Raw genomic sequence first — 17,170 nt, 5'->3', positions numbered from 1 at the left:
CGTTTACCATCGCGGCGTGAACCTGCCCGTCGACGCCACCGCCAACACGCCTCCGCGACGCGCCCGCACCGGCGGCGTATTGCTGTTGCTCGCGCTGCTGGCGCTCGCGCTCGGCGCGGGCGGCTGGTACGGCTGGCGGCAATGGCAGGCCGGCGAAGCGCGCGCGCAGACGCTGGCCGAGCAGCAGCGCGACGCGCTGACATCGCGCCTCGACGCGCTGAAGGACGCGCAGCGCCGACAGGCCGAACGCCTGCAGCAGGCCGAAGCCACCAACCGCGTGCTGCGCGACGAACTGCTGGGCCTGGGCCAGCGCGCGGCGGCGGTCGAGGACAGCGTGTCGAAGCTGGCCGATCCCGACCGCCACGGCGCGCAGGCGCTGCGCCTGGACGAGGTGGAACTGCTGCTGGCGATCGGCCAGCAGCGGCTGCGCCTGGACGACGATGCCGACGGCGCGCTGCGCGCATTGGCGCTGGCCGCGCCGCTGCTGGCCGGCATCGACGATCCCGCCTACCTCAACCTGCGGCAGACGCTGGCGCAGGAACAGGCGGCGCTGGACGCGCTGGGCCCCGATCCGCGCGTGCGCGCCAACGCCCTGCTCGACCGGCTGGTCGCCGACATCCCCGCGGACGCGCCCGCCGCCTCCGCCGCGCGCGCGCCGCAAACGAGCTGGTATGCGCGGCTGCTGGAGCGCATCGTGCGCGTGCAGCCCACCGCCTCCGCCGGCCTGCGCCAGCGCGCCGACCGCGACGCCGCACTGGCCGCATTGCAGATCGAAGCCAGCCTCGCCCGCGCCGCCATCGAACGCCGCGACGATGCCGGCTTGCGGCGCGCGCTGGCCCGCATCGACGGCTGGCTGCAGCGGCTGCTGGCCGGCTCCACGCAGTTGCAGGAGCGCCAGCGGTTGCTGGCGCAGCTGCGCGGCATCGCCCTGCAACCGTCTTCGCCGCTGGCCGGCAGCACGCTGGCGCAGCTGCGCGCCCTGCGCGGAGGCTGACCGCGTGCGCAACCGGGAGACGACGCGATGAAGCTGTTCCGCAATGTGCTGGCGTGGTTGCTGCTGGCGGTGCTGGGCGCGCTGCTGGCGCAGTTCCTGATGCAGGACGCCGGCTATGTGCTGGTGCGCTATCGCGGCTACGACTACGAAGCCACGGTGACCCAGGGTGTCGCCCTGCTGCTGGCGCTGATGTTCGCGCTGGCGCTGCTGGCGGCGCTGCTGCGGCTGCCGTTCCGGCTGTGGAACCGGCACCGCAAGCAGCGCGCGCGGGCGCGCCTGATCGACGGGCTGGCCGCGTTCCAGCGCGGCGACTACGCGCGCGCCGAACAGCTGCTGCGGCAGGCCGCCGACGGCCGCGACGCCGAGGTGGTGGCGCGCGCGCAGGCGGCGCGGGCCGCGTTCGCGCGGGGCGACGAGGCCGCCGGCAACGCGCTGCTCGACGGCTTCGGCGAACGCCATCCCGCCACCCGCGCGCTGGTGCTCGCCAGGCAGGCGCTGAAGCGGCATCGGCCCGACGCGGCGCTGGACGCGCTGGACGTGCCGCAGGCGCAGCCACTGCCGCCGCGCGGCCTGCTGCTGCGCGCGCAGGCGCTGGCCGCCAGCAGGCGCGGCGTCGAGGCCTACGGCCTGCTCGGCGCGCTGCGCCAGCAGCAGGCATTGCCGAGCGCGGACCTGGACGCCTTGCAGGCGCAATGGGCGGCGCAAGCGCTGCGCGAAGCGGGCGACGCCAACGCGCTGGCCGATCACTGGGACGCGCTGCCGGTCGCGCTGCGCACCGAACCCGCCGTGGTCGCGGCCTACGCCGGCCGCGCCGCCGCGCTGCGCTGGGACGAGGCCGCCACCCGCAGTCTCGAAGAGGCGCTGGACGCGCGCTGGGACGAGGAGCTGGCGTCGCTGTACGGCCAGCTCGACGTCGCCCGCCTCGACCACCGCCGCGCGCTGGTGGAACGCTGGCTGCCCGCGCATCCGTCCAGCCCCTCGCTGCTGCTGGCCGCCGCCCGCATCGCCCAGCAGCAGGGCCGCTGGCTGCCGGCGGAAGAGGCGCTCCATCGCGCCATCGCCCAGGGCGCGGGCGCGCCCGCATGGGAAGCGCTGGGCGCCGGCGCCGCCCAGCTCGGCGACGAGTCGCGCGCGCGGCTGTGCTACGCCAACGCCCTGCGCAGCCAGCGCGGCGAGCCGCCGCTGGACGTGCCGGGCCGCGACCTGCGCCAGACGATCGTGGACAACGCGGCCATCGAGGAGCGCGACGAACACGGCCTGCCGCGCCTGCGCGGATAAGCGGACGCCATGACCTACGTGCTCCTCGCCGCGCTGTGCAGCGTGCTGGTGTCGGTGCTGCTGAAGCTGGCCCGGCGCTTCGACATCGACGTCGGTCAGGCGGTGGCGTGGAACTACGTCGCCACCACCGCGCTGACCCTGCTGGCGCTGCAACCGCCGCTGGAACCGCTGCGCCACGCCGACGCGCCGTGGGTCGCGCTGGTCGCGCTGGGCCTGCTGCTGCCGACCATCTTCCTCGCGCTGGCCGCGTCGGTGCGCCACGCCGGCATCGTCCGTTCCGACGCCGCGCAGCGGCTGTCGCTGCTGATCCCGCTGCTGGCCGCGTTCACCCTGTTCGGGCAACCGGCGGACGGCGCGAAGCTGCTCGGCTGCGCGCTGGGGCTGCTGGCGCTGGCCTGCATGGTCTGGCGCGGCGATCGCGTTGACGGCCAGGGCGGCCCCGCGCGCTGGGGCTGGCCGCTGGCCGTGTTCGCCGGCTTCGGCCTGATCGACGTGCTGTTCAAGCGCGTCGCCGCCGCCGGCCTGCCGCTGGGCAGCTCGCTGCTGGCGGTGTTCGCATTCGCCTTGGTGGTCGCCTTCGCCATCCAGTTCGCGCGGCGCGCGCGCTTCACTCTGCGCAGCGCGCTCGGCGGCCTGCTGCTGGGCCTGTGCAACTTCGCCAACATCCTGTTCTACCTGCGCGCCCACCGCGCGCTGCCCGACCAGCCGGCGCTGGTGTTCGCCAGCATGAATCTGGGCGTGGTGGCACTGGGCGCGCTGGTCGGCGTTGCGCTGTTCAAGGAGCGGCTGGGCCGCATCAACGCCCTCGGCCTGCTGCTGGCGTTGGCCGCGATCGCGCTGCTGGCATGGGCCTGACTTCTACAATAGAGGGATGAACGACATCCCCGCCATCGACACCGTCCGCGATTACCTCACCGGCCTGCAAGACCGCATCTGCGCCGCCATCGAAGCGGCGGACGGTTCCGCCACGTTCATCGAGGACAACTGGAAGCGCACCGAGGGCGGCGGTCGCTCCCGGCATCCTGCCTCTCGCGACACTGGCCCGTCCCTGGGCGGCGGCGGGCGCACCCGCGTGCTGCGCGACGGCGCGGTGTTCGAGCAGGCCGGCATCGGCTTCTCCGACGTCTCCGGCACCAAGTTGCCGCCCTCGGCGACGGCGGCGCGACCGGAGCTGGCCGGCGCGTCGTGGCGCGCGGTCGGCGTGTCGCTGGTGTTCCATCCGCGCAATCCCTACCTGCCCACCACCCACGCCAACGTGCGCCATTTCCGCGCGATGCGCGGCGACGAGACGGTGGCATGGTGGTTCGGCGGCGGCTTCGACCTGACCCCCTTCTATCCCTTGGACGAGGATGTGCTGCACTGGCACCGCACCGCGCACGCGCTGTGCGAACCGTTCGGCGGCGAGGAACGCTACGCCGCGCACAAGCGCTGGTGCGACGAGTATTTCTTCCTCAGGCACCGCAACGAAACCCGCGGCGTCGGCGGCCTGTTCTTCGACGACCTGCACGGCGATTTCGACGCCGACTTCGGCTACCTGCGCGCGGTCGGCGACGGCTTCCTCGACGCCTACCTGCCCATCGTCGAACGCCGCAAGCACGCGCCCTACGGCGAACGCGAACGCCAGTTCCAGCTGTACCGGCGCGGCCGCTATGTGGAGTTCAACCTGGTGTTCGACCGCGGCACACTGTTCGGCCTGCAGAGCGGCGGGCGCACCGAATCCATCCTGATGAGCCTGCCGCCGCTGGTGCGCTGGGAATACGGCTATATGCCGGAGCCCGGCAGCGACGAGGCGCGGCTGGCGGACTACCTGCGGCCGCGCGACTGGCTGGGCGAAGCCGCGGCCTGAGCCGCCGCCAGCCGCTGGGTGATGTCGGTGACGCGCGGATCGTCGAGCAGCCCGCGCCGGAAGATCAGCACGTGGCTGTTGCTGTGCCGGGAGTAGCGGCTCGCTTCCGCCACCACCTCGATGGGGATCAGCGCCGCGTGCAGGATGGAGAGGTCGGCGTCGTAGGCGACCGCCGCCAGCAGGTCGAACGGATCCGCATCGAGGTTGCGGATTGCGCCGAGCTGCAGCGACGCGTTGTGCGCCGCGAGCCGGCGGCCCTTGATCTGGTAGCGCAGGCCGGCGGCGTCACGCGCGTCGTAGCCCGCCTTCGACTGGGCTTCGAGCGACAGCTCCAGCGCGCTCGCGACCAGCGATTCGGTGTAGTCGGCGACGGGATTGTTGGCGCTGCGCACCACGCCGCGCTGCCTGAGCGCCGCCATCAGCGAACACCACACTTCAAGCAGCTGCCGGTCGCCGAAGCCCGACCAGTCGAACGCGCCGCCGATCTCCTCGATCCGTTCGATCACGAGCCCGCCGAAGCGCGCCTCATCGGCGCGGCACGGCTGGCCGTCGATGAAGCAGACGCTGCTCGCATAAGGCCGCTTGTCGTCCGCGTACCGCGCTTCATGGCCGCCGGACAGGCCGGAATTGAGGAATTCCAGCGGGCGGCCTTCGGCCGACACCGCCTTGGCCGCGCAGCTTCGGCAGACGTAGCGCGGATACCGCGCGATGGGCGGCAAGGGCGCGTCGCAGACGGGGCAGCGATAGGCCATGACGACGGGCTATCGCCGCTGCCGGCTCAATCCCGCATCAGCGTGGACTTGCCGAACAGGCTTTCCACCAAGTCCACCGCCAGCTTCGCGGTGGCGTTGCGGCGGTCCAGCGCGGGGTTCACTTCCACCAGGTCCAGCGAGCCGAGGCGGCCGGTGTCCGCCACCATCTCCATGATCAGCTGCGCCTCGCGGTAGTTCACACCGCCGGGCACGCGGGTGCCGGTGCCGGGCGCGATCGACGGGTCGAGCATGTCCACGTCGAAGCTGACGTGCAGGTGGGTGTCGGCGTCCACGCCGTCCAGCGCGGTTTCCATCGTGCGGCGCATGCCGACTTCGTCGATGTAGCGCATGTCGTAGATGTCGAGGCCGTGTTCCTTCACCAGCCGCTTTTCCTCGGGATCGACCGAGCGGATGCCGATCTGCCGCACCTGCTCCGGGGTGATCGCCGGCGTCGCGCCGCCCAGCGTGGTCAGCACCTCCGGGCCCAGCCCGACCAGGCAGGCCACCGGCATGCCGTGGATGTTGCCGCTGGGGGTGATGTCGCTGGTGTTGAAGTCGGCGTGCGCGTCCAGCCACAGCACGCGCAGCTTCTTGCCGCTGGCGCGGCAGTGCGCGGCCACCGCGGCGATCGAGCCGATGGCGAGGCAGTGGTCGCCGCCCAGCATGATCGGCATGCGGCCGGCGCGCAGTTCGCCCGCGCTGGCGTCGAACACCGCGCGATTCCAGGCCACCACCTCGTCGAGATGGCGATAACCCTGCACCGGCGGCGCGATCGGGTTGCGCGGGCCCTGCACGTCGCCGATGTCGCGCGCGTCCACGCCGCGCGCGGCGATCGCCTCGACCAGCCCGGCCACGCGCAGCGCCTCCGGCCCCATCGACGCGCCGCGCCGGGACGCGCCGATGTCGGTGGGCACGCCGAACACGGAAACGGGCGGATAGGTGCGGGTCATGGCGGCTCCAGGCGCAGGCGGCGGCGCAATGCGCGAACGGGAAGTGGTGCCGCTTGTCCGAATCGAACGGACGACCTGCTGTTTACAAGGCAGCTGCTCTACCAACTGAGCTAAAGCGGCATGGGCGCGCCGATTCTAACAGGCCGGCCTCGCGGGAAAACGCGCCGGGCGATGCGGCGCAGCGGCCACGGCGCCGCGCGGGCTCAACGCAGCCGCGCGCAATCCAGCGGCTGCGCAGGGGCGAGCTTCGCCAGCGCGACGCGATCCGCGTTCGCCGGCAGGCGCGCATCCAGCCAGGCCTGCGCCGGGGTGCCGCCGATCGGCTCGACCCGCGCCTGCACGCCCTTGCCCTGCAATTCCGTCTGCCGGTGGCGCGCGCCGGCTTCGCTGCTGAAGCGGCCGAGCGCGATGCTGTTGGCGTCCTCGCCCTGCGCCATCACGAACAGGTCGCTGATGCCGGAGGCCTTGAGCTTCTCCGCCAGCGCCTGCGCCGCCTCGCGCGAGGGCTGCGCCGGCAGGAACACCTTCCAGCCGCGCACGCCGCGGGCCGGCACGTCGTGCGCCGTCGCCTGCGCGCCGATGCCTTGCAGCGTCGCGCGAGCCACCTCGCGCGCGGCAGCATCGGCGAACGGGCCGAAGCGCAGGCAGACCGGCGCGGCGGGAACGTCCGCGGTCGCTTGGGTCGGCGTCGCCGCCGGTGCGGGAGAAGCCGGAGCGGGCGGTATTGCCGACTGCGTCGCGATAGCCGGCATCGGCGGCGAGGATTCTTCCAGCAAGCGCAGGCTTTTCGCGGCGTCCGCCGCCGGCGCCGCCCTGCGCGCCTCGGGCCGGAACGCCCACCAGCCGGCGGCGCCCAGGTTGAGCATGACCAGCATCACGATGGAAGCGCGCAGCAGCATCCGCCGAGTTTATGCGATCCGCAGCACGTGCCAACGCGCCAGGCCGAGCAGCACCGCCTCGGGCGTCCACGCGTGCGCAGGCAGGCGCGCGCGCAGCGTCTCGGCGCCGCCGCCGTGCAGGTGCAGCGAGGGCGTTTCGCCGAGCAGGTCATGCGCGGCGCACAGGCTACGCTCGACCAGCGCCAGCGCCGCGCCCTCGCAGCCCGAGGCCAGCGCGTGATCGGTGTCGTCGGCGAATTCCGCGTACTCCCCGCCGGCCGCCGGCAGCTGCGCGGCGCGCGCGTGCAGGACCTCGCGCATCAGCTGCGGCGACGGCGCGATCCGCCCGCCGCGGTGCCGACCCGCGGCATCCAGCAGATCGACGGTCAGCGCGGTGCCCACGCCGACCACCAGCGCCGCATGCGCGCCGCACAGGCCCAGCATCGCCAGGAAGCGGTCCACGCCCAGGTGCGCCGACTCGGCGTAGGCGATGCGCAACGGTCCCAGCGCCGCCTCGGTACGCACTCGGTGCAGGCGCGCGAAGCGCGCGCACAGGGCATCCAGCAGCTCCACCCGGCGCGCGTCGGAGGCCACGCTGGCGATGCAGGCCACCTCGCCGGTCGGCAATGCATCGAGCCACGCGCCCGCGTCGTCGTGGGCGATGGCGACAACCTCGCCGATGCTGCCGTCGTCCCGCAGCGGCGCGCACTTCAGGCGGGTGTTGCCGAGGTCGAACAGCCAGGTGCTCATGCGCGCACGCTCACGTCGCCGGCGTGCAGGTGGCGCTCGTTGCCGGCGCCATCGCGGATGCGCAGCGCGCCGTCGTCGGCGATGCCCAGCGCCTGCGCGTCGCGCACCTGCCCGCCCTCGTGGACGCGGATCGCGCGACCGGCCAGCGCGTCCAGCGCCGCATACCGCGGCAGGAAGGGTTGCAGGCCGTGCACATCGAATTCGTCCAGCGCCGGCAGCAGATGCCCGAGCAGCGTGGCGACCAGCGTGTTGCGCGACGGCGGCCGCGGCGACAGCGCGGACAGCTCGGCCCAGGGCTGGTCGATCGCGGCGGCGAACGCCGGCGGCATCCGCACGTTCAAGCCCAGTCCGATCACCGCACGCGCCGCGCCGCCCGCTTCGCCACCGCCCTCCACCAGCAGGCCGCCCAGCTTGCGCAGGCCGGAACCATCCATCACCACTAGATCGTTCGGCCACTTCAGCCGCACCTGCGCAAAGCCGAGCGCGTGCAGCACCTCGCAGGCGGCGACGCCGGCCACCAGGCTCAATCCGCCCAGCCGCGCCAGCCCGCCGTCGAAGCGACGCGCCAGCGACAGATAGACGTGCGCCGCCAACGGCGAAGCCCATTCGCGCCCGCGCCGGCCGCGCCCGCCGGTCTGGCGCTCGGCCAGCAGCGCCGCGCCGCCGTTTGCCGGCGTTTCGCGCCGCAGCAGTTCGCTGTTGGTGGAATCCAGCGACCAGGCCACGTCCAGCGCGGCCAGCCGTTTGCGCGCGGCGGCCGGCAGCGCGGCGCGGATCGCCTCGGCCTCCAGCAGGTCCAGCGGCTGCGCCAGCCGGTAGCCGCGCCCCGGCGCGGCCTCGATGGCGATGCCGGCCTGCCGCAGCGCGTCGATCCGCTTCCACACCGCGGCGCGGGTCAGCCCCGCCTCGCCGGCCAGCACGTCGCCGCTGACGGGGCCCTGCGCCAGCCGCAACAGCAGGGCGCGCTCACCGCGCGCGTCGCTCATGCGCGCCTCCGCGACGGGCGACGGGTGCCTCGTGAAATGGAGCGGAAAAAGCAGGAAGTCGAACGCATCCCGCGATGATACGTGGGCGCCCGGCAGACCGATCCGGCGCCGGCGCCGCCCTTGCCGCGGCGCAACACGCCGGCGCGGGTTTCGCTGCTATAGTCGGCGGCGGAACCGTGCGCCCGCACGGTCCATCCCCGTCCGGTGACCCCCATGCGCCTGCCCACGCCGCGCCAACTGCTGGTCTGCCTCGCCCTGACGGGCGCCTTTGGCCACGCCGGCGCCGCCGAGCTGCGGCACCTGGCGCCGGAAATCGCGCCCGCAGCGGCGGACGCCGCCACGCCCTGCCCGACCGACCGGCTGGACGAGGCCGACATCGACGGCGCGGTGGCCGCCTCCCACGCGCAGCGCCCGCAGAAGCCCAAGCCGCAGGCCGCCGCGCCGGCCGCGACCGCGCGCACCACCGGCGGCGACAGCCGCATGCTGCCGGCGCGCTTCCACAGCTTCCTGCCCGGCATGTTCCGCTGAGCGATCCTGCCTCGCGTGATCTGGCCGTTTTCGCGCCGCCAGCGCAGCATCCCGCCGCTTGATCCTTCCCTGTGCCGGCAGGCCGCCGCCGGCCTGCCGTGGCTGCGCACGCTCGACGAGGCGCGCAGCCAGCGCCTGCACGCACTGGCCGCGGAGTTCATGGCGGACAAGACCATCACCCCGCTGCACGGCCTGCGCCTGAACGAGGTGCAGCGCCTGCGCCTGGCGATGCTGTGCTGCATGCCGCTGCTGGAGTTCGGGCGCGAGGGCCTGCACGGCTGGAAGGAACTGCTGGTGTATCCGGGCGCGTTCCGCGCGAAGCGCAGCCATATCGACGCGCACGGCATCCTGCACGAAGGCTTCGACGAGCTGATCGGCGAAGCCTGGGAGCGCGGCCCGGTCATCCTGTCCTGGGCCGACGTGCGCGCCGACATCGCCGCGCCGTTCGACGGCTATTGCGTGGCCGCGCACGAGATCGCGCACAAGCTCGACGCACTGGATGGCGCGATGGACGGCACCCCGCCGCTGCCGCGCGACTGGCAGCGGCAGTGGGCTTCCGATTTCCAGCGCGCCTTCGATGCGTTCTGCGAGGACGTCGACGCCGGCCGCGACACCGCCATCGATCCCTACGCCGCGGAAGCGCCCGAGGAGTTCTTCGCGGTCTGCACCGAATACCACTTCAGCGACGCCGCCACGCTGCGCAACGCGCTTCCCGCGGTGGCGGCGCATCTGGAGCGGTTCTACGGTGCGCCCCTGCTTTGAGTCGCAAGCGCGTTTCGAAACGGATGAAAATCCGATCCAGAAGATTTATCCGCGTTTTCCGTGTTGATCCGCGTCACAAGCTTCGCGGATGCAGCGCTGTCCCCACACCACGAACACTACAGGCCGCCCGGCAGCTCCACCTCGAAGCGCCCACCGCCCAGCTCCTGCGACCGCCCCACCCGCAGCTCGCCGCGGTAGCTCCGGATGATGTCCTGCACGATCGACAGGCCGATGCCGTGGCCCTGCACGCGCTCGTCGCCGCGCACCCCGCGCTGCAACACATAGGCGATGCGGTCGTCGGCGATGCCGGGGCCATCGTCCTCCACCACCACGACCAGCCCGGCGCGGCGACCCGGCGCCTGCGCGCCCTCCGCCACGGTCAGCAGCACCCGCGACTTCGCCCACTTGAAGGCGTTCTCCAGCAGATTGCCCAGCAGCTCCTGCAGGTCGCCGGTCTCGCCGTGGAAGCGCGCCTCGGGCGCGATCTCGAATTCGCACAGCACGCCCTTGGCGGCGTACACCTTCTCCAGCCCGACCACGATCTGCTCGGCCTGCGGCTCGATCTCGATCGGCGCGGCGAACAGCTGGTGGCCGGAACGCGCGGCGCGCGCCAACTGGTAGGACACCAGATCGTTCATTCGCCGCAGCTGCGCGTCCACTTCCTCGCGCAGCTCGGCTTCGCCGGTGTCCGCGTCCAGCCGCGAGCGCAGCACCGCCAGCGGCGTCTTCAGGCTGTGCGCGAGGTCGGCCAGCGTGTTGCGCTGGCGGTCGAGGTTCTCGCGCTCGCTCTGGATGAAGGCGTTGATGCTCTCGGTCAGCGGCTCCAGCTCGCGCGGATGCGCCTCGCTCATGCCGGCCGCCGCGCCCGCCTGCACCCGCTTGAGCTCGCCGATCACGTCGCGCAGCGGGCGCAGGCTCCAGCGCAGCACCAGCATCTGCAGCAGCAGCAGCACCACGCCGGCGCCGCCCAAGTAGCGCCACAGCGCCGCGCGGAACGCCGCCACCTGGCGACCGAGCCCGGTGGTGTCCTCGAGGATGTAGACGGTGTAGGGAATCTCACGGTCGGCATCGCCGTCGCCGTTGCCGCTCCACGCCAAGCCGTAGCCGTAGCGGTAGACCTCGCCCTGGTGGCCGTCGATGCGGGTCACCGGCAGCGGCCCCTCGAAGATCTGCCGCCCCGGCGCCAGCATCGCGCCGTCGGGCAGGTGCGGGCCCTGCGAGGAGTCCGATTCCCAGCGCCCGGAATCCAGCACGATCTGCGCGTACAGCCCGCTGCCCGGACGCTTGAAGCGCGGGTCCGGCGGGTCCCAGGGCGGAATCACGCTGCCGTCGCGGGCGAAATCGCTGTTGGCGTAGGCCAGCGCATAGCTGTGCAGGCGCTCGCGCAGGCCGCTCTGCGCGGCGCTCTGGAAGGCGCGATCCAGCGCCGAGCCGGCCAGCGCGAGGAAGGCGATCAGGCCGAGGCTGGCCGCCCACAGCTGGCGCGACTGCAACGAACGCGGCTGGGCGATGCGCAACCGCCGCGCACGTGGCGCGGCGGCGGATTCGGTTTCGGGCGGGAGTGCGGGCGTCATGCGCCTTCGCGTTGCCGCGCCGGACTCACTCGCCGCTGCGCGCGATGGCGAACCGGTAGCCGCGCCCGCGCACGGTCTCGATCGGCTTCAATTCGCCGTCCGGGTCGAGCTTCTTGCGCAGCCGGCCGATGAACACTTCCAGCACGTTGGAGTCGCGGTCGAAATCCTGCTGGTAGATGTGCTCGGTAAGGTCGGCCTTCGAGACCAGCTCGCCCGCGTGCATCATCAGGTACTCGAGCACCTTGTACTCGTAGCTGGTCAGGTCCACGTTGGCGCCGTTGACGCTGACCGTCTGCGCGGCCAGGTCCAGCATCACCGGGCCGCATTCCAGGGTCGGCTTGCTCCAGCCGGCGGCGCGGCGCACCAGCGCGTTGATGCGCGCCAGCAGTTCTTCCACGTGGAAGGGCTTGACCAGATAGTCGTCGGCGCCCTGCTTCAGGCCGTCGACCTTGTCCTGCCAGCTGGAACGCGCGGTCAGGATCAGCATCGGGAAGGTCTTGCCCTCGTCGCGCAGCGCGCGGATCAGCTCCATGCCGCTCATCTTCGGCAGGCCGAGGTCGATGATGCCGACGTCGAACGGCACTTCGCGGCCCATGTACAGGCCCTCCTCGCCGTCCTGCGCGGCATCCACCGCATAGCCTTCGCGCTTCAGGCGCGCGGCCAGGGTTTCGCGCAGCGGGGCTTCGTCTTCGACGAGCAGGATACGCATGGTCTCTCCTCAAACGGTCGGATGGGCGATGCGCGCGGGCGCGCTCAGTTGTCGTCGTCGTCGCGCTGCGGGCGCTGCGGCTGCTTGCCGCCGTCACGGCGCTGCGGGTCCTGCATGAACACCCGCACCCGGCCCTGGTCGTCCACCACCTTGACCCGGTGCATGTCGCGGCCGTCGTACTGGATGCGTTCGGCCGAGAGCACCTCGCCGCGCGTGTTGCGCTCGACCCGGCGCACCGCATCGGACAGGCTTCCGCGCGGAACGGGGCGCAGGTCGTCGCGGTCGCGCAGGTCACTGCGTTCGCCGCGGTCGTCGTCGCGCTGCTGCTGGCCGCGACCGCGGTCCTGCGACTGCGGCCCGGCATGCGCGGCCAGCGCCGGCAGCACCGCCAGAATGGCGATGGTCAGCAGCTTCGGCATGGGCAGGCGACGGCAGGACATGGCACGGCTCTCGGAAATCGATGACGCAATTCTGGGCGCAGCCGGTGAATCGGCCCTGAAGTTTCCTGAACAGGATACCGCGCCGTTCAGATTCGTGCCGCTCAGTAGAGTTCGCCGATGCAGCAGCGCAGCGAGCCGCCCGCCGCCTCGATGGCGTCCAGCTCGACCGTTTCGACCCGGAAGCCGGCATCCGCCAGCACTGCGCGATGCCCGGGCGACAGCGCCCGCCCCGCCGCCGCGCTCATCCACACGGTCTCCGGCGACAGCGCGATGCAGTTGGCGACGAAGGCCGCGTGCTCCGCCTCGCCGCAGATCACCGCATGCGGGGCATACAGGGCGACGACGGCGGCGGCCACCGCCGGATCGGCGAAGCCTTTCGGGCAGACCACCGCCGCGCGCCCGGCCAGCACCGCCAGCACCACGTTGGTGTGGTACTCGCCCAGCGCGAGGTCGAACAGCAGCGTCGCGCGCAGGCCGAAGGCCTCGTGCATCAGCCGGGCGCCGTCCTCGTCGCAGCGCTCGGACAGGCCGCAGAAGCCGAGGCCGCGGGCGCGGTCGATCACCAGCGCGCCGGTGAGTTCGCAGGGATGCGGCTGCGCGGACAGGTCGATCCCGGCGCGGCCCAGCACGTCGCGGAAGAACGCGCGGATGTCGGCGCGCGCCGCTTCGCGCTGGCGCACCTCGTGGCGCATCCGGCCAACGACGTAGCGTCCCGCCGCAGTGCCGAACACGTTGTTGGGGAACACCGCGTCCGGCGTGGCCGGATCGCCGGCGAAGCAGACCGTCGGCAGCACGGCGGAAACGGCGCGCTGCAGGTCGCGATGCTGCATCGACGCCCGCGCCGCGTCGAACGCCGCCGCATCGGCCATGTAGACGTTGTCCCGCGCGGACTGCTCGGCCAGCCGGAAGCCGTCGGGCGCGACCAGGAAGGCGGCGCGCGCAGTAGCCGGGCCGAAATCGGCGGCGGCGCTGCGCGCGAATGCGGAAAACGCGGCGATGTCGCGGGTGATCATGCCGCCACTCCTTCGCGCCCGGTCAGGGCCAGCGCCTGCTCCAGCAGCGACCAGTCGGCGCCGGGCCTGTGCGCGCCTTCGCTCAGCACCTGCCGGAACGCTCGCCCGCCCGGCTGGCCGGAGAACAGGCCGAGCAGGTGGCGGGTGATGTGCTTGAGGAACACGCCCTTGCCGAGCTGCGCTTCGACATAGGGCCGATACGCGCGCAGCAGTTCGCCGCGCGTGCGCAGCGCGCCGCCGAACCAGCGCACGTCGAGTTCGTGCAGCAGGTAGGGCGTGTGGTAGGCCGCGCGCCCGAGCATCGCGCCATCGACATGGCCGAGATGCGCCGTCGCCTCCGCCGCGTCGGCGATCCCGCCGTTGACGATCACCTGCAACTGCGGGCGTTCGACCTTCAGGCGATACGCCCAGTCGTAGCGCAGCGGCGGCACCTCGCGGTTCTCCTTCGGCGACAAGCCCTGCAGCCACGCGTTGCGCGCGTGCACCACGAACATCCGGCAGCCGGCGGCGGCGATCGTGTCGACGAAGGCGATGAAACGCTCCCACTCGTGGTCGTCGTCGACGCCGAGCCGGCATTTCACCGTCACGGGGACGGGCTTCTCCAGCGATGCGCACGCCGCGATCATCGCCGCCACGCTGTCGGCCACCAGCGCCGGCTCGCGCATCAGGCAGGCGCCGAAGCGCCCGGCCTGCACGCGGTCGGAGGGGCAGCCGCAGTTGAGGTTGATCTCGTCGAACCCGGCCTCCGCGCCGATCCGCGCCGCCTGCGCCAGCAGTTCCGGCTCGCTGCCGCCCAGCTGCAACGCCACCGGATGCTCCGATGGATCCATCGCCAACAGCCGCGCGCGATCGCCGTGGATCACCGCGTTGGCGTGCACCATCTCGCTGTACAGCCGCGCATGCGGCGCCAGCACGCGGTGGAAGGCGCGGCAGTGCGGGTCGGTCCAGTCCATCATCGGGGCGACGGACAGGCGCAGTTGATCGGCGGCAATGGCGGGCGAGGCGGTCATCGCCGCGCATTGTACGGAGCGGGGCAGGCGCGGCGGCGATGCGCGACAATACGGCGATCCGTTCGACACAGCCCGCCGCCATGATGAACACCAGCTACCGCAAACTCCTGCCCGGCACCGCCCTGGACTATTTCGACGCGCGCGAGGCGGTGGAAGCGCTGCAGCCGGGCGCCTGGGCCGGGCTGCCGTACACCGCGCGGGTGCATGCCGAAAACATCGTGCGCAAGGCCGAGCCGACGCGGATCAACGATTATCTGACCCAGCTGGTCGAGCGCCGCCGCGACATGGATTTCCCGTGGTTCCCGGCGCGGGTGGTCTGCCACGACATCCTCGGCCAGACCGCACTGGTCGATCTGGCCGGCCTGCGCGAGGCCATCGCCGCCGCCGGCGGCGATCCTGCGCAGGTGAATCCGGTGGTGCCGGTACAGTTGATCGTCGATCACTCGCTGGCGGTGGAAGCGCCGGGCTTCGATCCGCAGGCGTTCGCCCGCAACCGCGCGATCGAGGATCGCCGCAACGCCGACCGCTTCGACTTCATCGAATGGTGTCGGCTCGCCTTCGACAACGTGGATGTGATCCCGGCAGGCAACGGGATCATGCACCAGATCAATCTGGAGAAGATGTCGCCGGTGATCTACACGCGCGATGGCGTGGCATTCCCGGATACCTGCGTCGGCACCGATTCGCACACGCCGCACGTGGATGCGCTAGGCGTGATTGCCGTGGGCGTCGGCGGGCTGGAAGCGGAAAGCGTGATGCTGGGCCGCGCCTCGATGATGCGCCTGCCCGACATCGTGGCGGTGGAACTGGCCGGGAGGCCCGGCCCCGGCATCACCGCCACCGACGTTGTGCTGGCGCTGACCGAGTTCCTGCGCAAGGAGAAAGTGGTCGGCGCATATCTGGAGTTCCGCGGCGAAGGCGCGGCGGCGCTGACCATCGGCGACCGCGCCACGATCAGCAACATGGCGCCGGAATACGGCGCGACCGCGGCGATGTTCTTCATCGACGACAACACGCTGGACTACCTGCGCCTGACCGGCCGCGACGATGCGCAGGTGGCGCTGGTGGAAACCTATGCCAAGACAGCCGGCTTCTGGGCCGACGACCTGGCCGGTGCGCAATACGAGCGCACCCTGCACTTCGACCTCTCGACCGTCGTGCGCAACATGGCCGGCCCGAGCAATCCGCACCGCCGCCTGCCGGTCAGCGACCTGCACGAGCGCGGCATCGCCGACGAGGCCAAGCTCGACGCCGCCCGCGACGAGGAAGCGCAGGGCCTGATGCCGGATGGCGCGGTCATCATCGCCGCCATCACCTCCTGCACCAACACCTCCAACCCGCGCAACGTGATCGCCGCCGCGCTGCTGGCGCGCAACGCCAACGCGCGCGGGCTGACGCGCAAGCCGTGGGTGAAGACCTCGCTGGCGCCCGGCTCCAAGGCCGTGCAGCTGTATCTGGAGGACGCGAACCTGCTGCCGGAGCTGGAGCAACTCGGCTTCGGCATCGTCGGCTTCGCCTGCACCACCTGCAACGGCATGAGCGGCGCGCTCGACCCGGCGATCCAGAAGGAAATCATCGACCGCGACCTGTACGCGGTGGCGGTGCTGTCCGGCAATCGCAATTTCGACGGCCGCATCCATCCGTACGCGAAGCAGGCGTTCCTCGCCTCGCCGCCGCTGGTGATCGCCTACGCCATCGCTGGCACGGTGCGCTTCGACATCGAGAAGGACGTGCTGGGCGTCGATGCCGACGGCAACGCGGTCCGCCTGAAGGACATCTGGCCGAGCGATGCCGAGATCGACGCGGTGGTGAAGGCCAGCGTGAAGCCCGAGCAATTCCGCAAGGTGTACGAGCCGATGTTCGCGCCGCGCGCACGCGGCCACCAGGCGAAGCCGCTGTACGACTGGCGTCCGCAGAGCACCTACATCCGCTGCCCGCCGTACTGGGAAGGCGCGCTGGCCGGCGAACGCACGCTGCGCGGCATGCGCGCGCTGGCGGTGCTGGGCGACAACATCACCACCGACCATCTTTCGCCGAGCAACGCGATCCTGCGTTCCAGCGCCGCCGGCGAATACCTCGCGCAGATGGGCCTGCCGGAAGAAGACTTCAATTCCTATGCCACCCATCGCGGCGACCACCTGACCGCGCAGCGCGCGACCTTCGCCAACCCCAAGCTCGTCAACGAAATGGCGGTGGTCGATGGCGAAGCGAAGCAGGGCTCGCTGGCCCGCATCGAGCCGGACGGCAAGGTGGTGCGCATGTGGGAAGCCATCGAAACCTACATGCAGCGCAAGCAGCCACTCATCATCATCGCCGGCGCGGACTACGGCCAGGGCAGCTCGCGCGACTGGGCTGCCAAGGGCGTGCGGCTGGCGGGCGTGGAAGCCATCGTCGCCGAGGGCTTCGAGCGCATCCACCGTACCAACCTGGTCGGCATGGGCGTGCTGCCGCTGCAGTTCCTGCCGGGCACCACACGCAAGACGCTGGGGATCGACGGCAGCGAGACCTTCGACGTGCTCGGCGCGCCAACGCCGGGCGCGCTGCTGACGCTGGTCGTCCATCGCAAGAGCGGCGAAACCGTCGAAGTGCCTGTCACCTGCCGCCTCGATTCCGACGAGGACGTGCACATCTATTCGGCCGGCGGCGTGTTGCAGCGATTCGCGCAGGACTTCATCGCCGCATCGTCCGAGGTCGCCTGAC

At 72.0% G+C, this 17,170-nt stretch carries 17 protein-coding genes and 1 tRNA gene; 7 read left to right on the top strand and 11 right to left on the bottom strand.

From position 1 onward, the window contains the following. Positions 1-16 precede the first annotated feature (16 nt). From H9L17_RS09760 to hemF, 4 genes are read left to right on the top strand one after another with little or no spacing between them, the layout of a single operon-like run. Positions 17-994 carry a hypothetical protein gene (locus H9L17_RS09760; protein WP_246455067.1) on the top strand — a complete coding sequence of 326 codons (978 nt, stop codon included), beginning with the start codon at positions 17-19 and terminating at the stop codon, positions 992-994. A gap of 27 nt (positions 995-1,021) precedes the next feature. Continuing rightward, positions 1,022-2,272, top strand: a complete 1,251-nt coding sequence (locus H9L17_RS09755) for a heme biosynthesis protein HemY (protein ID WP_187569276.1) — start codon at positions 1,022-1,024, stop codon at positions 2,270-2,272. Between the two features lie 9 nt (positions 2,273-2,281). Next, positions 2,282-3,127, top strand: coding sequence for an EamA family transporter (locus H9L17_RS09750; RefSeq protein ID WP_187569275.1), 846 nt, complete (start codon positions 2,282-2,284; stop codon positions 3,125-3,127). A 16-nt stretch (positions 3,128-3,143) separates the two neighbouring features. Continuing rightward, positions 3,144-4,118: an oxygen-dependent coproporphyrinogen oxidase gene (hemF, locus tag H9L17_RS09745; protein ID WP_187569274.1), complete on the top strand. Its 975-nt coding sequence runs from the start codon at positions 3,144-3,146 to the stop codon at positions 4,116-4,118. Here hemF and H9L17_RS09740 read toward each other — a convergent pair. From H9L17_RS09740 to birA, 6 genes are all read right to left on the bottom strand, one after another. Continuing rightward, positions 4,076-4,870: a hypothetical protein gene (locus H9L17_RS09740; protein ID WP_187569273.1), complete on the bottom strand. Its 795-nt coding sequence runs from the start codon at positions 4,868-4,870 to the stop codon at positions 4,076-4,078. The two genes, hemF and H9L17_RS09740, sit on opposite strands and share 43 nt — an antisense overlap. 26 nt (positions 4,871-4,896) lie before the next feature. Beyond that, the gene (gene rocF, locus H9L17_RS09735; protein WP_187569272.1) at positions 4,897-5,820 is read right to left on the bottom strand and encodes an arginase; all 924 of its coding nucleotides are present in this window, start codon (positions 5,818-5,820) and stop codon (positions 4,897-4,899) included. A gap of 44 nt (positions 5,821-5,864) precedes the next feature. Next, positions 5,865-5,940, bottom strand: a tRNA-Thr gene (locus H9L17_RS09730). Positions 5,941-6,023: 83 nt separating this feature from the next. Next, positions 6,024-6,719 (bottom strand): SPOR domain-containing protein, encoded by a 696-nt coding sequence (locus tag H9L17_RS09725; protein ID WP_187569271.1) that lies wholly within the window; start codon positions 6,717-6,719, stop codon positions 6,024-6,026. 9 nt (positions 6,720-6,728) lie between these two features. Continuing rightward, positions 6,729-7,448 (bottom strand): type III pantothenate kinase, encoded by a 720-nt coding sequence (locus H9L17_RS09720; protein ID WP_187569270.1) that lies wholly within the window; start codon positions 7,446-7,448, stop codon positions 6,729-6,731. Further along, positions 7,445-8,434: a bifunctional biotin--[acetyl-CoA-carboxylase] ligase/biotin operon repressor BirA gene (birA, locus tag H9L17_RS09715; protein WP_187569269.1), complete on the bottom strand. Its 990-nt coding sequence runs from the start codon at positions 8,432-8,434 to the stop codon at positions 7,445-7,447. The genes H9L17_RS09720 and birA overlap by 4 nt, the downstream gene beginning before the upstream one ends. A 213-nt stretch (positions 8,435-8,647) precedes the next feature. Here birA and H9L17_RS09710 point away from each other — a divergent pair, with 213 nt between their 5' ends. Both H9L17_RS09710 and H9L17_RS09705 read left to right on the top strand, forming a co-directional pair. After that, the gene (locus H9L17_RS09710) at positions 8,648-8,962 is read left to right on the top strand and encodes a hypothetical protein (RefSeq protein WP_187569268.1); all 315 of its coding nucleotides are present in this window, start codon (positions 8,648-8,650) and stop codon (positions 8,960-8,962) included. 15 nt (positions 8,963-8,977) lie between these two features. Then, complete coding sequence (locus H9L17_RS09705; RefSeq protein WP_425507326.1) at positions 8,978-9,724, top strand: M90 family metallopeptidase; 747 nt, start codon at positions 8,978-8,980, stop codon at positions 9,722-9,724. A gap of 116 nt (positions 9,725-9,840) precedes the next feature. Here H9L17_RS09705 and H9L17_RS09700 read toward each other — a convergent pair whose 3' ends face one another. The 5 genes from H9L17_RS09700 to dusA form a co-directional block, all read right to left on the bottom strand. After that, positions 9,841-11,298 (bottom strand): ATP-binding protein, encoded by a 1,458-nt coding sequence (locus H9L17_RS09700; RefSeq protein WP_187569267.1) that lies wholly within the window; start codon positions 11,296-11,298, stop codon positions 9,841-9,843. Positions 11,299-11,323: 25 nt separating this feature from the next. After that, a complete protein-coding gene (locus tag H9L17_RS09695; RefSeq protein WP_187569266.1) occupies positions 11,324-12,007 on the bottom strand; it encodes a response regulator transcription factor in 684 nt (227 codons plus the stop codon). A gap of 44 nt (positions 12,008-12,051) precedes the next feature. Next, on the bottom strand, positions 12,052-12,447 hold the full coding sequence (locus H9L17_RS09690; protein ID WP_187569265.1) for a PepSY domain-containing protein: 396 nt from the start codon (positions 12,445-12,447) through the stop codon (positions 12,052-12,054). 101 nt (positions 12,448-12,548) lie between these two features. Then, the gene (locus H9L17_RS09685) at positions 12,549-13,460 is read right to left on the bottom strand and encodes an arginine deiminase-related protein (RefSeq protein WP_187569264.1); all 912 of its coding nucleotides are present in this window, start codon (positions 13,458-13,460) and stop codon (positions 12,549-12,551) included. Then, entirely contained in the window at positions 13,457-14,470 is a 1,014-nt protein-coding gene (gene dusA / locus H9L17_RS09680) for a tRNA dihydrouridine(20/20a) synthase DusA (protein WP_187569263.1), read from the bottom strand. The genes H9L17_RS09685 and dusA overlap by 4 nt, the downstream gene beginning before the upstream one ends. 83 nt (positions 14,471-14,553) lie before the next feature. Here dusA and acnD point away from each other — a divergent pair, with 83 nt between their 5' ends. Further along, positions 14,554-17,169: a Fe/S-dependent 2-methylisocitrate dehydratase AcnD gene (gene acnD, locus H9L17_RS09675; protein WP_187571927.1), complete on the top strand. Its 2,616-nt coding sequence runs from the start codon at positions 14,554-14,556 to the stop codon at positions 17,167-17,169. The last annotated feature ends 1 nt before the right edge of the window (position 17,170 follow it).

The sequence above is a fragment of the Thermomonas brevis genome, from assembly GCF_014395425.1.
In the GTDB taxonomy this organism is placed as follows: Bacteria; Pseudomonadota; Gammaproteobacteria; order Xanthomonadales; family Xanthomonadaceae; genus Thermomonas; species Thermomonas brevis.
The sequence above is the reverse complement of the archived record's forward strand: the minus strand, read 5'-3'. Positions and strand labels throughout refer to the sequence as shown.

What these genes read in the sequence shown, in the direction of transcription:
- H9L17_RS09720 (WP_187569270.1), bottom strand. Translation starts at nt 7,448, where the DNA reads ATGAGCACCTGGCTGTTCGACCTCGGCAACACCCGCCTGAAGTGCGCG.
- H9L17_RS09740 (WP_187569273.1), bottom strand. Translation starts at nt 4,870, where the DNA reads ATGGCCTATCGCTGCCCCGTCTGCGACGCGCCCTTGCCGCCCATCGCG.
- H9L17_RS09685 (WP_187569264.1), bottom strand. Translation starts at nt 13,460, where the DNA reads ATGATCACCCGCGACATCGCCGCGTTTTCCGCATTCGCGCGCAGCGCC.
- H9L17_RS09755 (WP_187569276.1), top strand. Translation starts at nt 1,022, where the DNA reads ATGAAGCTGTTCCGCAATGTGCTGGCGTGGTTGCTGCTGGCGGTGCTG.
- H9L17_RS09750 (WP_187569275.1), top strand. Translation starts at nt 2,282, where the DNA reads ATGACCTACGTGCTCCTCGCCGCGCTGTGCAGCGTGCTGGTGTCGGTG.
- H9L17_RS09700 (WP_187569267.1), bottom strand. Translation starts at nt 11,298, where the DNA reads ATGACGCCCGCACTCCCGCCCGAAACCGAATCCGCCGCCGCGCCACGT.
- H9L17_RS09725 (WP_187569271.1), bottom strand. Translation starts at nt 6,719, where the DNA reads ATGCTGCTGCGCGCTTCCATCGTGATGCTGGTCATGCTCAACCTGGGC.
- H9L17_RS09695 (WP_187569266.1), bottom strand. Translation starts at nt 12,007, where the DNA reads ATGCGTATCCTGCTCGTCGAAGACGAAGCCCCGCTGCGCGAAACCCTG.
- H9L17_RS09710 (WP_187569268.1), top strand. Translation starts at nt 8,648, where the DNA reads ATGCGCCTGCCCACGCCGCGCCAACTGCTGGTCTGCCTCGCCCTGACG.
- acnD (WP_187571927.1), top strand. Translation starts at nt 14,554, where the DNA reads ATGAACACCAGCTACCGCAAACTCCTGCCCGGCACCGCCCTGGACTAT.
- birA (WP_187569269.1), bottom strand. Translation starts at nt 8,434, where the DNA reads ATGAGCGACGCGCGCGGTGAGCGCGCCCTGCTGTTGCGGCTGGCGCAG.
- rocF (WP_187569272.1), bottom strand. Translation starts at nt 5,820, where the DNA reads ATGACCCGCACCTATCCGCCCGTTTCCGTGTTCGGCGTGCCCACCGAC.
- H9L17_RS09690 (WP_187569265.1), bottom strand. Translation starts at nt 12,447, where the DNA reads ATGTCCTGCCGTCGCCTGCCCATGCCGAAGCTGCTGACCATCGCCATT.
- dusA (WP_187569263.1), bottom strand. Translation starts at nt 14,470, where the DNA reads ATGACCGCCTCGCCCGCCATTGCCGCCGATCAACTGCGCCTGTCCGTC.
- hemF (WP_187569274.1), top strand. Translation starts at nt 3,144, where the DNA reads ATGAACGACATCCCCGCCATCGACACCGTCCGCGATTACCTCACCGGC.